12 protein-coding genes are annotated in these 16,893 nt (G+C 40.7%); 9 read left to right on the top strand and 3 right to left on the bottom strand.

The genetic code is table 11. From position 1 onward, the window contains the following. Positions 1-294 precede the first annotated feature (294 nt). Positions 295-2,298 (bottom strand): glycyl radical enzyme family protein, encoded by a 2,004-nt coding sequence (locus ABD985_RS09775; protein WP_345371304.1) that lies wholly within the window; start codon positions 2,296-2,298, stop codon positions 295-297. 617 nt (positions 2,299-2,915) lie between these two features. Here ABD985_RS09775 and ABD985_RS09770 point away from each other — a divergent pair. Continuing rightward, entirely contained in the window at positions 2,916-4,580 is a 1,665-nt protein-coding gene (locus ABD985_RS09770) for a pyruvate dehydrogenase complex dihydrolipoamide acetyltransferase (RefSeq protein WP_345371302.1), read from the top strand. Between the two features lie 170 nt (positions 4,581-4,750). Then, on the top strand, positions 4,751-5,089 hold the full coding sequence (locus ABD985_RS09765) for a hypothetical protein (protein ID WP_345371300.1): 339 nt from the start codon (positions 4,751-4,753) through the stop codon (positions 5,087-5,089). A 43-nt stretch (positions 5,090-5,132) separates the two neighbouring features. On the opposite strand, the gene hxpB is transcribed toward ABD985_RS09765, so the two are convergent. Both hxpB and ABD985_RS09755 read right to left on the bottom strand, forming a co-directional pair. Beyond that, on the bottom strand, positions 5,133-5,783 hold the full coding sequence (hxpB, locus tag ABD985_RS09760; RefSeq protein WP_345371298.1) for a hexitol phosphatase HxpB: 651 nt from the start codon (positions 5,781-5,783) through the stop codon (positions 5,133-5,135). A gap of 240 nt (positions 5,784-6,023) precedes the next feature. Further along, entirely contained in the window at positions 6,024-7,202 is a 1,179-nt protein-coding gene (locus ABD985_RS09755; protein ID WP_345371296.1) for an acetyl-CoA C-acyltransferase, read from the bottom strand. A 659-nt stretch (positions 7,203-7,861) separates the two neighbouring features. Here ABD985_RS09755 and ABD985_RS09750 point away from each other — a divergent pair. The 7 genes from ABD985_RS09750 (at position 7,862) to ABD985_RS09720 (ending at position 16,891) form a co-directional block, all read left to right on the top strand. Further along, entirely contained in the window at positions 7,862-11,050 is a 3,189-nt protein-coding gene (locus tag ABD985_RS09750) for a tetratricopeptide repeat protein (RefSeq protein WP_345371295.1), read from the top strand. Between the two features lie 61 nt (positions 11,051-11,111). Then, positions 11,112-12,809, top strand: coding sequence for a porin family protein (locus ABD985_RS09745; RefSeq protein WP_345371294.1), 1,698 nt, complete (start codon positions 11,112-11,114; stop codon positions 12,807-12,809). A gap of 153 nt (positions 12,810-12,962) precedes the next feature. Beyond that, positions 12,963-14,015, top strand: a complete 1,053-nt coding sequence (locus ABD985_RS09740; protein ID WP_345371292.1) for an SPOR domain-containing protein — start codon at positions 12,963-12,965, stop codon at positions 14,013-14,015. 251 nt (positions 14,016-14,266) lie between these two features. Continuing rightward, positions 14,267-14,938, top strand: coding sequence for a MotA/TolQ/ExbB proton channel family protein (locus tag ABD985_RS09735; RefSeq protein ID WP_345371290.1), 672 nt, complete (start codon positions 14,267-14,269; stop codon positions 14,936-14,938). A gap of 72 nt (positions 14,939-15,010) precedes the next feature. Further along, the gene (locus ABD985_RS09730; RefSeq protein ID WP_345371288.1) at positions 15,011-15,415 is read left to right on the top strand and encodes an ExbD/TolR family protein; all 405 of its coding nucleotides are present in this window, start codon (positions 15,011-15,013) and stop codon (positions 15,413-15,415) included. A gap of 161 nt (positions 15,416-15,576) precedes the next feature. Next, positions 15,577-15,990: an ExbD/TolR family protein gene (locus ABD985_RS09725; protein ID WP_345371286.1), complete on the top strand. Its 414-nt coding sequence runs from the start codon at positions 15,577-15,579 to the stop codon at positions 15,988-15,990. A gap of 76 nt (positions 15,991-16,066) precedes the next feature. Continuing rightward, positions 16,067-16,891 (top strand): hypothetical protein, encoded by an 825-nt coding sequence (locus ABD985_RS09720; protein ID WP_345371284.1) that lies wholly within the window; start codon positions 16,067-16,069, stop codon positions 16,889-16,891. The last annotated feature ends 2 nt before the right edge of the window (positions 16,892-16,893 follow it).

The raw sequence follows: 16,893 nt of genomic DNA, 5'->3' as shown, positions 1-16,893 counted from the left end.
CTTCTTCATTTTTTCCTTGATGAAAAAACGAAGCAAAAAAATCAAGGCTTTGAAGAATTTGCCTAATTTTTAATCGTAAAAGCTAAAAATTCCAAACTCGCTGCGCTCAAACAATGGAATTTTCTTAACGCTTTTACGATTAAAAATTTTAACGGCAATTCTTCAAGGCCATTTTTAGATATATAAAGGTACTTTTTAAAGAAAAAAATATGAGCCACCCCTTAAATGTTAATATGGGATGACTCATCTTCTTCCTTTATCCATTAGGAAGTCGTTCTTCTATTCTTTATTCGATTACAACACACAGTGGTCACCGTCACAGAACTTCTCTGCTTCGCTATCCACACCTGTAGTCATATTGTTGAAGTCCAATACATTCAGGTCTTTTACAAGCTCCTCGTAACGGTCTTTAGAGATTTCCTCATAAGGCATCTGAGGGTATACTGTGTTCCCCATTTCTAGCTTAGGCAAGAAACTTACAGATTTCAACTGGTATTGGTAGTAGTTCAAGATAGGCTTGATTTGTGATGCCTCGTCTTTCTTGAAGGTTACGGTTACAGATACCTGGTTGTCCGCCCAGTGCTTTTGCAAGAAGGCTGCCAGTGCTACTTGTTCCCAAATGCTTACCTCGTTAACCGTTCTTACATTTGGAATAGAAACCGGAATAGAAACCACCATCGTGTTGGCTTCTGATACACTTGGTTCTACATGGTAATTCGCCGCTTTACATTGCTCCAATAGTGGAGAATCTTCTGCGATACGGATACGACGAATGTAGTGGTTACTTTCAGGGTAGTGCATACCTGGAGTTACACCTGGAAGAAGGGATACAGTACCTGAAGGCTTGATAGAAGTTGTTTTTACCGAACGAGGTACACATAACCACTCACTGTAGATTTTATCCCAGTCTTGAATAGTATGGTATCCTTCGTCACACCATTCTCTCAAGTTATCCAATCCTTTATTCTCAATAAATTGAGCAACACCAGACATTGATGTACCAATACGGCGGTTACGCAACAATACACGGTTGGTTTCTGCCCAGTGCGTGTTTGTTAATGTTACCGTTTTAGCATATAGGTAAGCAAATTTCAATGTACGTAGGTAATCTTCCTTGCTTTCGGCTCTAGTAGGGAAAGTCTCTACCAAACAACAAAGCTCATAAGATTCCAATGATTGCTCTGCACAAGGGTTGGTACCCATAGCACGGATATCTTTGTTGTCAGGAGCATCTGCCAAACGACCAAATTTACGGATGTTGTCTAGCCAGATATACCCTGGTTCTCCATTGACTGCAGTTTGTTCTGCGACCTTATTGTAGTCCATACCTACCGTTGCAAAGACAGAGTTGTTGGATGACCAACCGAAGTCTGCACGGTGTGCAGCAGATCCCTCCATTTGCTGTTTCTCGTTGTTCCAACGGTAATCTTTCAATTTTAGGTACTCGTCATCGTTTGGATCACCAAAGACGATTTCGGCACTTCTACGAACGTTACCAGCGACTACACAACAGCCAATCATGTTCATAATATCTACGATATCTGTACCAGTGACTTTGCTTCCTGCTGATCGTCCATCGAACTTTTCAACGATTTGGTTGTGCAGTTTTTGTAGTGGAGCAGGGCCTGAACTTACACCACCAAATCCCTTGATAGGCTCACCAGCCTTACGGATTTGGCTGTAGTCAAAGCTTATCGCAGCACGGTTAGGTGCCAAATAAGTTTGTAGCAACATTCCTACACTACTTACCCATCCTTCTCTTGAGTCAGGAATAGAGTGTGTTGTTATATCTTCTTTGCTAGGCTGGTAAACAGTGACTTGATCTGCACCTTTGATGTCAAATCCTACTCCAACTCCTAGCATAGACATGTCCATCAAGAACTCGAAAGGTTTTACAGGATCTTCCGAAAGGTTCTCAGTACTTACAAAAGAACAGTTGTTTAGTGCTGCAAACAAGTTTCTTTTTGTCGTCAGCTCAGATCCCATCGCCCATAGTCCACGTCCTGGAGGAAGGAACTTCATGTTGAACATGCGATCGAACATCTCTTGGGCAGAACCTTGGGCTTTCTCATCATCCCATCCTAGTTGATACTTCAGGATATGGTTTTTTTGGATCGTGTATGTTCCCTCTACAACACGCTTCACCGTTTGCCACCATACCTCATTGGTCCCGTCTTCATTCAAGCGGGAATAGGTACGCATATAAACTAGCTCTCCAAGACCATTGAACCCGAATGGAGGTTTAATGTCTTTGTATTTGTTCAGGAAACCTTCGTCAAGTTTGAAGTTATATGTCATTGTTTGTTCACCTTTAAAAATATCTCTACATATATGAAATAGCCTGAAGGCTAAAAAACCTTACAGGAATTGGGTTGTCCTTTGCATGCAATCTTGCATCTATTGGGAATGATCATTTCCTCAATTATTCCAATGAAAGGAATTTCATATCCCTATAACAATAATCCATGATGATCTATTGATATACAATCAAAAATCATTACTCCCTACGTTGTCTACGTTTTAATTAAAGTGGACAGGAATCAAACAGGATTACAAGAGTTATTGTTTCATCATTCGTCAATATTTGACTTTTCAACAGAGTGCAAAGTAACTCCTAGATTTGGACATTTGCAATCTTGAATTTTAAAAGAAAAAGTTTATGCTTTTAGGTATTAACGAACGATAACAATTCCCTGACATGCAAAGGTAGTCGAGACTTCGGAGTATTATGGTGATAAATGTCCGCTTTTTATTGATTGTCAATGTGTTTTCTTTGCATTAAATAAAGTATTGTGGCCTAAAAGAGCGATGAGATATAACAACTTAATGAGTTGGTAATTGTGACAATAAAATAATCCTATTATTTTTGGACATTGAAAACGAAAAATTTGACGAATTAGACTAAAATATCACTTATGGCTGAAGTAATTCGAATGCCTAAGATGTCAGATACCATGAAAGAAGGGGTGATCGCATCTTGGCTAGTTAAAGAAGGTGACCAAATTAGTTCTGGAGATGTTATCGCAGAGGTAGAAACTGATAAGGCAACCATGGAACTAGAGTCTTATGAAGATGGCACCATTTTGCATATTGCTGCAAAGGAGAAAGAGGCAATTGCGATTGACGCTATTATTGCTATTATCGGAGAACCAGGAGAAGAATACCAGCATTTGCTAGATGGAGGAAGTGCTCCAGCAGCAGAAGAAGCTACTGCACCTGCAGCAGAGGAAACAGCAGCACCGGCAGCAGAAGAGGCAACTTCTGAGCAAGTTGATACTTCAGGTATTAATGCAGAAGTGGTAAGAATGCCTAAGATGTCAGATACCATGAAAGAAGGGGTGATCGCAAACTGGTTGGTAAGTGTAGGAGATAAGGTAAGCTCTGGTGATATCCTGGCAGAGGTAGAGACTGATAAAGCAACGATGGAACTGGAATCTTATGAGGACGGTACGATCTTGTATATTACTGAAAATAAAAATGTACCCATTGATGGCGTAATTGCTATTATTGGTGAGGAGGGAGCTGATTGGGAAACCTTGTTGAAAGCTTCTTCTCAAACAGCTTCAGCTCCTAAGAAGGAGGAGGTTCCAAAACAAGAGGCAGCTCCAAAAGCAGAGGCTCCAAAGCCAGCTGCACCTAAGGCAGCAGCGCCAGCACCTGCAGCAGCTTCTGCTCCAGTTTCTAGAGAAGCGGCTCCTGCGCCGGCTTCAGATGGAGCACGTGTATTTGCATCTCCTTTGGCTAAAAAGATGGCTAAGGAGAGAGGGTACAACTTGGCAATGATCCCTGGTTCAGGAGAACATGGTCGCGTAGTAAAAAGAGACGTAGAGGCTTATGTACCTCAACCAACTACTGCACCAGCGGCAGCGGCTCCTGTAGCAGCAGCTCCAGCAGGAGTGGAGAACTTCCGTGACGAGCCAGTTTCTCAAATGAGAAAGGTTATCGCCTCTCGCTTGGCAGAAGCGAAGTTCACGGCACCTCACTTCTACTTGACGATGGATATCGACATGGATAAGGCAATTGCAGCTCGTAAGAGCCTGAATGAGGTAGCTGATGTGAAGATCTCTTTCAACGATATGGTAGTGAAAGCAGTAGCGGCAGCCTTGAAAAAGCACCCTTATGTAAATGCCTCATGGATGGGAGATAGCATTCGCTTCAATGACCATGTGCACGTAGGAGTAGCAGTAGCAGTTCCTGATGGATTATTGGTACCTGTAGTAAGGTTTACAGATACAAAATCGCTTTCTGATATCTCTAAGAACGTAAAAGAGTTGGCGAAAAAAGCAGCAGACAAGAAGCTTCAGCCAGAAGAGTGGGAAGGTTCAACGTTCACGATCTCTAACTTGGGAATGTTCGGTATCGAGGAGTTTACGGCAATTATCAACCCTCCAAACTCTTGTATCCTTGCAGTAGGAGGTATCAAGCAGATTCCGGTAGTGAAAAATGGCGAAATCGTACCAGGTAACGTGATGAAGGTAACCCTTTCATGTGACCACCGCGTAGTGGATGGTGCTGTAGGTTCTGCATTCCTATTGGACTTGAAAGCTTATTTGGAAGATCCAATCAGATTGTTGGCATAACAACGATCTTCAATGATATCAAAAAGGGTAGCCAGAACGGCTACCCTTTTTTATTAAGCATAACTCGCAAGCTCCTTCCTTAATTACAGTATTGCTTTGATTTTATAGGATTTATCCTTAAATAATTAGGATCTTTTAATAACCTTATTTTTAATCATTAACAACACCATATGCTAACAACTCTACGCAACTTTCTAACTTTTGGAGAAGCTAAACTATTAACAGAGAAAGAGTTTGTTTCTGTCCCTGAGCTAGGGCCTATGCCTTATGAGGATATTGAAGTGAAGATATACATTCATAAGGATCAGTATATACGGGGGCTTGAAAAAGAGATCCTTACGACGAAAGGAATGCTGCCTCCTAAGGTACAATTGTATCTTAGAGAGAAGGGAGGGCACTATTGGAAGAGTATTCCTATAAAAGATGCAGATTGGAGAAACCTACAATATTTGCTGAGTAGGGTATCGGAAGAGCAGGTAGAGTACTTTTCTGCATGCCTGAATAATTAAGAATGAAGAATGAAGAATATTATTTCTCATTCTTCATTCTTCATTATATAAGTTTTGCCAGTGTTTCGGCCGTAAACTCTTCCAGACTTTTTAGCTTTAAGTCAGCGATAACAAAGCGAGGGTCCTCTTGATCTTCAGGGACAGCCACAGTGATCATTTTGGCAGCTTTAGCGGCCAACACACCATTAAAAGAGTCTTCAAAGACAATACATTCATTGAATTTAAGTCCCAACTGCTCTGCGGTATGAATGAAGATATCCGGATGAGGCTTGGATAGTTTTTCATATTGTCCCGATCGGATGACTTGTAAATCATCACGAATCCCGATTTTATCTACAATAGCCTCAATCATAAACGCAGGAGAAGAGGAGGCTAATGCTAAGGCGAGCTTTTGTTCTTTAATCAGGTTGATTAAATCATGAACTCCCGGTAGGATAGGGGCTTGCTCCAGGATAAGTTCTAATGCTTTTTCCATAATATGGGTAGCAACTACCTCCGTGCTTCTACCTTGCCAAGGAGTATGATTGTACCAATACTCTACGACTTCTTCTGTACGTAGTCCCATGGTTTTTTTAGCTTTTTCAGGGGTCATTTCTACGCCTACGGAAGCCATTACTTCAATCAGGGCAGTACGCCAATAGGGTTCTGAGTCGATCAGTAGCCCGTCCATATCTAATATAACTCCTTTAATCATAGGTTGATGGTTTATAAGTAAAACGCTAGCGGTATGAACACCATTAGCTGAGGGTGCTATAAAATTATAAAAGGCGAAGGAAATAACATGATTTCCTTCGCCTTTTTAAAATGTATACTTATTTCGTAGCTGTTGGTTAGTTGTCATAACTCACCGGAGGTGAAGTTAAGTAACTCAACTAAACATCATGAACGAGCGAAGCTCAATTAAACAGCTTGAACAAAACGCTCTTAAGTGGATTTACAGCTTCTCAATAATCATTGCAGAAGCACCGCCACCGCCATTACAGATTGCAGCCATACCAAGGGTACCTTTTTGTTGTTTTAACACTCCGTTTAGAGTAACAAGGATACGTGCTCCGGAAGCACCTAATGGGTGTCCAATAGATACCGCACCTCCGTGAACATTTACTTTGTCCAGGTTTAGGCCAAATTCTTTAGCGAACGCAAGGGTAACGACGGAGAACGCTTCATTTACTTCGAAGAAGTCGATGTCTTCGATTTTTAAGCCTGCTTTGTCCAATGCTTTTTGAGCAGCAATAGGAGGGGCAATAGTAAACCATTCTGGCTCTCTTGAAGCGTCTGCAAAAGATATAATCTTAGCGATAGGTTGTAACCCTAGTTCTTCTACAGCTTCTTTGCTTGCAAGCACTACGGCTGCAGCTCCATCATTGATCGTAGAGGCATTGGCTGCAGTAACACTTCCTTCTTTGGAGAATACAGGACGAAGAGAAGGGATTTTCTCAAATTTCACCTTTCTAAATTCCTCATCCTCTTCCATAAGGATAGGATCTCCTTTACGTTGAGGAATTTCTACAGGAACGATTTCATTCTTAAAGTACCCTGCTTCAGTGGCAGCGGCAGTTCTTTTATATGAATTGATGGCAAATGTATCCTGCTCTTCTCTGCTGATCTCCAGGCGCTCAGCAGTTTTATCTCCACAAAGCCCCATTGCTTGTCCGTTGTAGACATCTGTTAATCCATCTTTTACTAGGCCGTCCAATAGCTCTCCGTGTCCGTAGCCATGTCCATAACGTGCTTTTGGAATATAATATGGAATATTGGACATGCTTTCCATACCTCCGGCTACGACGATATTATTATCGCCCAGCATAATGGATTGAGCGCCAATCATGATGGACTTCAACCCAGAGGAACATACTTTGTTAATAGTAGTACAAGGAACACTCTGAGGAATACCGGCAAAAATAGCGGCTTGTTTGGCAGGGGCCTGTCCCAGATTAGCAGAAATAACATTCCCTACAAAGACTTCATCGATTTTATCAGGGCTTACTAAGCCTTTTTCCAAGGCTCCTTTAATTGCTGTGCTTCCTAGTTTAGTTGCTGGAATACCTGCTAATTTTCCTCCAAAACTTCCTAGAGGAGTACGTACGGCAGAAACGATATATACTTCTTTCATGGTGTTTATTGGTGTTTTTGATCTGATTGTTTTGTTAATGACATATTCCCAATCAGAGGGGTTAAAAAGTACGTTTGTAATACCAATTTGGATAGGTGTTGTTCTATCTTAGCTAGTACTTCAAAATACTCTAGTGTCTGTCTCCTACAAGTACGTGTAAAAACCCGTGGAAGGCAAGTGTAATGTGGTGAACCGACGAAAAGATTGTACCAAAGAAAGATTTTTTTTAGGTAGAAGAATATCCAAACTCCAAGAAGGAGTGACGAAGTGGAGAGTTGGATTGTCCAATAAATCCAATATTAATCTTCGAATGATACAGGAAATTGTTATTTTCGAAATATTATGTAATAGCTAAGCTTGAGCCCACTACAATATTAGCTGTTGTTCATATTGTTTAGATGAGCTTCGCTCGTTCATAATGTTTAGTTGAAATAATAAATCGTTTCACGGTTGAATGTTCAAAAGAGATGATGTAATCATTAAACACCTAAACATTATGAACAAGCGAAGCTTCATTAAACAACATGAACAAGCAAGTTTGAAGGAATGACTTACTACTTCAATAAACTGAAAAAATAAGAGTTTGGTGAAGTATAGGCATGCTTGTTGGTTAAAGACTACATGAAATCAATATGATGGAATTAATAAGCTTGAGAAGAATGAGAAAACTGCTTATCCTTTTTTGCTGTCTGGGATATTTACCTTTGATGGCACAATCAACTTTACCTCAAGGGGCTAGTCTTGTCACATTTAGTGACGGAATGGAACTGTTCCACAATAAAAAATATTCTGCCGCAAGACAAGTTTTTGAGGGATATACGAATTCCCATGCTTCAGGGGAAGACCGTACCATTCAAGCTAGGTACTATGCGGCGATTTGCGCCTTGAGATTGGATAGCCCTGAGTTCGAAACACTGATGAGTAGCTTGATCGAGGATCACCCTACACATATGCTGGCCTTGAGAGGGTTTGCTGATGTAGGCTCGTATTACTATAAACAAGGAGACTATAGAAAGGCAGTACATTATTTTGAGAAGGCAGGGCAGTTATTGGATACAGATTCTCCAGAAGGGTTGGAGCGTTCCTACGAGCAAGCCTATGCTTACTTCCAGATTGGAAATGAGCAAAAAGCCAGAAGGTATTTTGAGAAAATAAAAAAAGGGGAACATGCCTATGCCTTTAAGGCAAGTTATTATGCAGGGTATCTGGCTTATCAAGCCAATGATTTGAGCACAGCCCTTAAAGATCTGCAGAAAGCTTCTAGGGATGAGGAAATTCGTCCAGATACCTACTTGATGATTGCAAATATCTTTTATAAGCAAGGAAAGTATGATGAAGTAGTGGCTTTTACGGAAGGGCTGGAGCATGATGGTGTATTGTTGAGTATGGATCTTAAGTTGGTGGCAGGTGAAGCCTATTTCCAGTTGAGAAACTACCGTAATACGTTGACGTATATGGCACCTTATGTTGATGAAATAGGGACGTCTGATCGTAGTATTCTGTATCGTTTGGGGTATGCTAATTTTTACCAATACAATAAACTGAAACAAGATAAGTACTTGGACAGAGCAAGTGATTATCTGGAGCGAGCAGCTAATGGTGAAGACGGATTGGCACAAGTAGCGGCTTACCACTTAGGAGTGTGTTACCTTTCCAATGCAACAAATGAGAGTAATCGACAGGAAGTAGTTTCAAAACTCAATCAGGCAACAATCGCTTTTGATCAGTGCCGTAGATTAAGTGCAGATCCAATACTGCAGGAAAAAGGTGCTTATTACTTTGCTAAGGTAGCTTATGATGCAAAGGATTACTTGACAGCCATTGAAGGGAGTCAGGTTTATCTGGACTCTGGATATAGAGAACATCAGAAACAGATTAATAATATACTTGTACAGTCTTATCGTAATACAGGTGATTACGATAAAACGATCTCTTATTTCGAGAAGTCGATTAGTAGGGAGAAGGATATCATGATGGCTTATCAGGAAGCTACTTACAATAAGGCTTCTTTATTATTGAATGATGAGAAGTATGAGGAAGCATTGCAGTGGTTGAAAAGGTCTGTGGAATATGGAACACATAATAAAGCATTAAGCAGTAAGGCGAACTTTTGGATTGGGGAGATCTATGCCCAACAAAAGGACTCTGTACAAGCAGTGCGAGCCTATGAAAAGGTTTCTACAGCGAGTGATGATTATGCTAGAGCGATGTTTGGTTTAGCTTATATACACTTCAACGGACAGAATTATACCTTGGCTTCTCAAGGCTTTGCAAGCTATATCAATATGAATAGGGATAAGTTAGATGGAGCAGAAACCAGAAAAGCGGAGGCCTATGTTCGTATTGCGGATTGTCATTATGTCAATAAGTCATTTGAGAATGCAAAGACTTATTATGAGTCAGGGCTAAAACTCTCCAAAAGTAGTTTTCTGGGGGATTATGCAAAGTTCCAGATGGCTGATATGTATGAGCGCGAGAATGACAACGAGCGGGCGATCAAGTATTATTCAGAGCTGTCGGAGCGTCAGTCAGAGTTAGCAGCTCCTGCTTTGTTGAGGCTTTCAGAAGTGTACCTTAAGAGACAAGATTACTGGCATGTAGTACAAAACACAAGTAAGTTATTGGCCGAGCACCCTCAATTGAATCAGGAGGTGCAGTTGCAGGCGATTGACTTGAGGATTCAGGCCAATAAGAAGTTGGGAGATGCGGCAGGCTTGATTGAGGACTATAAACGTATCCTGAGAGAAGCTGCGGATTCTAAATATGCGGTCTTGGCAGATACGGGGTTGGAAAACCTTTCATCTAATATGAAGCCTGATACCTTAGCGTACTACCGTAAGCTGTTTGCTCAAGCAAACCCCGATGATAAGTCTCGTTACGAACGTAAAATTAAAAGAGCACAGTCGTTGATGTGGGGAGGAAGTGCACCTTCAGCTGCCCGTTATGCTGAGGCAGCAACAATGTTGAAAGAGGTGATTGCAGCGTTGAATAGTAGTGATCAGAAAGATTGGGCTTACTATGTATTGGGCGAGATTTATGAGAAGCAAGGACAGTTTGATCAAAGTATTGCTACTTATGATAAGATTGAAAGGAGTAACTGGAAGCTTAAGGCTCTTCGCAAGAAGGGTGACATCCTTTACTTTGAAAAGAAAGATTACGAGGCGGCATCCCATACATATCTGAAATTGAGAAAATCTCTTCCGGAAGGAAACCCGAACTTGAAGTATGCTTTTATGGGATTGATGCGCTCCTATTATATGCTTAAAGATATGAGGGCTACGCTGACTTATGCAGAAGCGTTGATTGGTAAAAATGGGTCGGAAGGAGTGATTGATAAAGTAGGGTTTCAAAGGGACTTTTATGAATCAGAACTATATAGAGGGAAAGCGTACCTTTACTTGAAGCAGTATGAATCTGCTAGAGCGAGCTTTTATAAGGTAACGCAGGAAGTTAATGGAAGTCAGGCGGCAGAAGCAGGATTCCTGATCGGTAGGTTACTATACTTGAAAGGAGATAAGGATAAGAGCTTGAAAGAACTGGAATTGTTTATCAAGGAGTATAGGGCAGAGCTGAAATGGGTGTTTGAAGCCTTTTTATTGAGAGCAGAGATTTTCGATGATCAGGGGAAGGAAATGTTGGCAAAACGTTCCGTGCAAGCTATCGCTAAGTTTGACAATGATAAAAAGCGAATCTCTGATGCCGAGGCGGCTTATTACCGAAGAAAAGCACAAGCGTTTATTGATCGAATCGATCAGAGGGAAGAAGCGCGTAAGCAAGCGGAAAAGCAGAGTGTGTTGACTTCTGATACTACTAAAACAGCCCCTAAAAATGCTGTAGACACACAGTGATCAGAGCGGATTTTTCCGAACATAGCTAAATGGATTCATCGACGTGTATAAGATTCAACTCATGAGAAAGCAATCGCTAATTTATATATTAACAGGACTATTTATTATACCCACATTGGAAGGGTATACACAAGATTTCAATACGACCTTTTACTCTAAAAAGTCTATTACACTAACAGTTCCTCAAGTGGATCGTCCATTAGTAGGAATGCAAAAGGTGGAGAAGGAACAAAGTCCTTACCCAGATCAAATCGCTTATGATGAGGTAAGGTTATATGATTATCCTTTGCCTGCACTGACTAGTGCAGTAACTCCTCTGCAAATGAGTTATGAGGGATTTCAGACAGTTCGTAGCAATTACATAAAGGCTGGTATGGGGAATTATATTACTCCTTATGCAGAAGGTTTTTTCAATAGTCGTTATGGTGAAAGTGTAGATTATGGAGTGAGGGTAAAACACCTTTCTTCACAGACTGGAGCGATAGGAACAACGCATTCAGCGAATAGTTATAACCATATTTCTCTTTTTGGAAATATGTACTTGAATGACTCCAGAACTGCTTCAGGACAAGTTTCAGAGGCAAAAGCGGATAAACTGGGTGGTCGAATGAGTTACGACCGTTGGGGACAACACTATTATGGGTTTGACCTTCCGATTGAGGAAGTGGACCCGGATAGTACTAGGCAGGTGTATCATTTGCTCGCTATGGAAGGGTCTTACCTATTAGACCGAAAGCAATGGTTTATTAAGCCCAAAGTGAATGCTTATTACTGGGCTGATAAATATGAGGCCTCAGAGTTAGGGCTTTCTGTAGGAGCTGATGGGCGCTACAGATTAGGAGAAGCACAATATATTAATGGATTATTGGACGCCGTCTTAAATAAGACCACACAGCAAGAGGTTGCTCGAAATAGGAATAGAGTACATTTGGAAGGAAATTACAACATCTCTATTGACCAGTTAAGAGTGAAGGTAGGTGGAAAGTTTGCCTATAGTGCGGATAGTAGCCAGTTGGATCAAAATATCTATTTGTATCCGGATGTATATGTGCATTATACATTACCCAATAACATGTGGGGGGTGTTCTTGAAAGTAGACGGTGGACTGGAAACAGTGAATATGAAGAGGTTGACTGCGGAGAACCACTTTATTGGACAAGGACAGGAGCTGCTACACCAGAGTAAATTAGTTGATGCGGCTTTGGGGCTTACAGCAACCGTAAGGCAAAACCTTTCGTTGAATGCTGCAGTAGGTTATGGAATATATAATAACATGCACTTTTTCGTCAATGATTCCGTAGACGTTTCTCGTTTTAATGTATTGTATGCGTCAGAGGAGGCTACTGGTGTTTTTCATACGAATATAGAGTTGTCAGGTAGAGTAGGGAATATTAGAGGGGGAGTGAGCTCAGAGGTGAATGTATATAATCTGGGAGAACAGTTTGAAGAGGCTTGGCACAAACCTCTATTGACAAATAAGGTTAATCTAGGATATTCTTATCTCGATAAATTTGATTTTGAGGTGACTTTACTGAATTACGCTGGGATTAAGGCCAGAACGATAGGAGAGGACGGGTTTACACAGGTAGAGACTTTACCTATGATTTTTGATATGGGAATCACCTCAGATTATAATGTCAATGAGAAGTTGGGTATTTTCTTGAAGCTGCAAAATCTCTTTGGAAGTAACTATCAACGTTACTGGAGATATGAAGAGAGAGGAATTCAGTTTTTATTGGGGGCTTCTTACTCTTTTTAGAATAAGGCTTTGGTATATTTTCAATGTTTTGTAGTTAATTGTGTAAATAATTGTATTATACTGTTTAGTATTAACCAAAATTCACAACCCTATAGAAGTAGATAACTGGCCGTTCCCTCTGGGAGAGGCCGTTAGCATTAAACATAAAGAGCTATGATTGCAAAATATATCAAAGAAGCATTGATCAAGAACGGGACCGTTGTTGTGACGGGCTTGGGAACTTTTCGATCAGAAAATACAGCTGCGGATGTTAGTGATTCGGGCAATATGATTACGCCTCCACATACGGAAGTAACTTTTACGGAGGAGCAGGATATCTTGTCTCCCCATAATGTAGCGGAGTACATTGTTGACAACACCGGCATGGCTTTGGCTGAGGTACGTATGGAGATCGACCTGTTTGTGAATAACCTGATGCAAGAAGTGAAAATGGGTGGTGCAGGTAAAGTAACAGGACTTGGGTATTTCAAGGCAGGTATCGGAGGGAAATTATTATTCCATCAATATAATGAAGAAAATGTAAGTCCAGATAGCTTTGGACTACCAAAAATACAGGCAACACCAATGATAGAACCAGAAATGAATACACCACAAGACGAGAAACCATCCTCATTAGTTTACGCCGATGATGATAGGGATGCTTTTGGAGAAGAAGAGAATCAGCAATGGATGTACTGGGTAGGTGTGCCACTTGTACTGATTGCCGTGTTGACAGGATATGTATTCTATGTAGGGACAGATGCTGTCGTAGCGATGTTTGAAGGAAGCCCTCAGCAAGAGCAAGTGGTACAGGAGGAACTAGTATCTTCAGGAGAAGAGTATACGTATGAAGATGCGACTTCAGAAGTGGATGAGAATACTTCTTATACAGAAACAATAGTAGAGGAGTCTGCTGAAAATACAGAAATGAATACAGAGGAGCCTTCTGTGGATGAATATGAAAGCTCGGTAAGTAGTGATCAAATCGCAGGTAATCTGGTGACGGGTCCTAGTAACCGTTACTACATTATTGTATCAAGCTTTTCGACTCTGAATAATGCCGAGGTAGCTCAGAAAAAATTGGTAAGAGATGGGTATACTGATGCTAAAGTGATCTCTTATCGAGGAAAGTACAGAGTATCTGCAGGAGATTTCTCTGACCGTAATGCAGCCAGCTCCAGAAATAAGCAGTTGTCCTTCAAGGGTGCTTGGGTGTGGCAGTACTAAAGGGGAGCCCCTTGTGGGCTCCCGAACGAAAAGAAGTACTAGACAGTAGTCGTGGAGTTCTTTGATGTTCATAATGTTTAATTGCAGTCGCTCAGCAACTGCGTTCATGGTGTTCTGTTGTTTTATTTTAAAATCTATGAAATGGATTTGAAGTGTTTCAACTAAACATGATGAACGAGCGAAGCTTAATTAAACATTGTGAACAAAGCTTCTAGAGATAAAGTAATTGAGTATAAAAAACTGAATAAAAAATGATGATTTTAGCTTTTTTAGATTTGTTTGGAATGGATATCCCAGGTGGAGAAGAATCGCTTTTGGGTATCTTGGCTAAGGGAGGCGTCACTATGATCGTCCTGGCTGTTTTGTTTGTAGTGAATATCTATATCTTTTTTAATAGGGTGGTGGTGATTTCCAAAGCCAAGAAAGAACCAAGAGCCTTATTGGATAATGTATTGAATGCGGTGAAGAGTGGTGACCTGGAAACGGCAAAGTCTTATTGTCGCAAAGATCCAACACCTATGGCTAAAATGCTTAAGGCTGGACTAGATAGAATCACTTCTCCCCTGAAAAATATTGAAGTAGCGATTGAGAATGTGGGTAAAATTGAGCTGTATTATTTGGAGAAGAATGTTAGTATTTTAGGAATGATCTCTGGTGCAGCACCTATGATTGGTTTCTTTGGAACAGTTATCGGTATGATCAACGCCTTTATGTCTATGGATAAAGGAAATGTAGATACATCTGATTTGGCAGGAGGTATTTATGAGGCGATGGTGACTACAGCAGGAGGACTGTTTGTGGGTATTATTGCTTATATATCTTATAACTATATTGTGAGACAAATCGAAGAGGTGGTACACAATATGGAAGTAGCCTCTATTGAGTTTGTAGACATGTTACAGGCGCCAACCTTGCAAAACTAAGGGTAATCCTCTGGGAGCAAAAATAGCATGCCCAGGTGCTTTTTATTATTCAGTAATAAGTAGATACATAGTATGGGACTAAAACCAGATAATAAGATTGACCCTACCTTTAATATGTCTTCTATGACTGACATGATTTTTCTCTTGTTGGTCTTCTTTATGTTGACATCAGGAGATGTGATCACTCCTGCAGGATTAAAGGTAAATACTCCCGGTAAGGCAAAATCAACACCTTCCCCTTCTTCAAAGAAACCCTATGAGGTAACGATTAAAGTATTAAAAGGAGGAAGGTTTAGGATGGGAAATGATACTTTTTCAGAACAGGCACTAGAGTCAAAAATCTATAGTCGGTTCAAGGACAAGGAAAACCCTTTACTAGTGATTGATGTAGCCAATGGAGTAACAACACAGTATATGGTGGACGTTATTAGTATAGCCAACCAAATAGGGGTTCCGGTATCGCTATTGGCACAATGAGAAAAAAGGTAATAGGTAATAGGTAAGAGGTAATAGGTATAAGGTAAAGAGTAGATTAAGTGAGTTACTAAACTTATGACCTATCATCCTTCATCTGTACCTCTTACCCCATACCCCATACCTTTTACCTCTTACTTCTTACCTTTTACTTTTAATATATAATGGGATTTAAGCCAGACAATAAAGTGGATCCGACATTTAATATGTCATCCATGACAGATATGATTTTTTTGTTATTGGTCTTTTTTATGTTGACCTCTAACTCTACGCCTCCGGCAGGAGAGGCTGTGAACTTACCTGATACGATGGTGAAGCCATTGAAGTCCGTCCCTAAGGTGCATATTACGATGACGAAAGACGGGTTGTACTATATTGATGGACAAAAGGTAAATAAACAAACCCTTTTGGGTGACCTGAAGTATATTGCCCGTTTGCCGGATGCCGGACAGGCAGGAGCCGTAATTATCAATGCCGATAAGGAAACGGATGCAAGAAAAGTAGTAGAGGTAGCAACACTGGCAGCCAGCCTTAATATGGAGGTGAGTGTGGCGGCCAATACCAAGGACGAAGAGTAAAGCTGATGACAGGACTTTCATCTTAGGCTTTTAGTCGAAGAGAAGTTCTTTATAAATTATAAATGCTTCTATCATTATGAATAAGGATATTAAGGATAGAGAACGACGTGCTAGGTGGATTAGCTCGGTACTGACTTTTTTTATTTCCTCAGGGATGTTGCTGTTAGCGGTATTTCTAACGATTGCTCCTTTGGCTGGAAGTAAAGCTGGGGGAGGAGATGCCCAGGCTTTTGAGGTAGGAATAAAAGTAGGGAAGAAAGACGGGACAACAAATCGCCCTAAGAAAGCGATTAAACAGCCGAAAACTAAGCCAAAAGAAACACCTAAGGAAATCATTAAAAAGCCACAACCTAAACCAAAGACAGAGCCTCAGAAGAAAACAGAGGTGGTAAAGCCTAATACCAATGAGAGTATTCATGTGGTTGAGGAAAATACGAAAAAGGAGAATGCTTCAGAGCCCACAGAAGTAGTCGAAGAACCAGTGACACCTTCAGAACCAGAAGAAGAGGACGTCTTTACCTTTGATGATCTATTGGGAGACAGTGACGGAGAAGCTGCCCCTCCAAAAGGAGAAGAAGGCAGTAATGCAGGAAGTGGTGTAGGGAAAGGACCTGTCGATAAAAATGGAAATGGTACGCTTGATATTGAAGGATGGACCTGGATTGATGATCCCAATATTAAGGATGATACCAGTGAAACAGGAACGATTGAAATTCAGATCCATGTGGATGAAGATGGTATCATTCGAGATGCTACCGTGATCAATCGATTAGGTATAAGTTACAAGGTAGCTAAGTTTTACGAAAGAGAATTAATTGGTATACAGTTAAGAAGTACCACTGCTAGGATGAATCAGGATATGACTTCTGGTGTAGTGACTTTTAGAATTACTGCAGAATAAGC

The organism is Algivirga pacifica (assembly GCF_039543525.1).
Taxonomy (GTDB): Bacteria; Bacteroidota; Bacteroidia; order Cytophagales; family Flammeovirgaceae; genus Algivirga; species Algivirga pacifica.
This window is presented reverse-complemented; position numbering and strand designations above follow the sequence as displayed.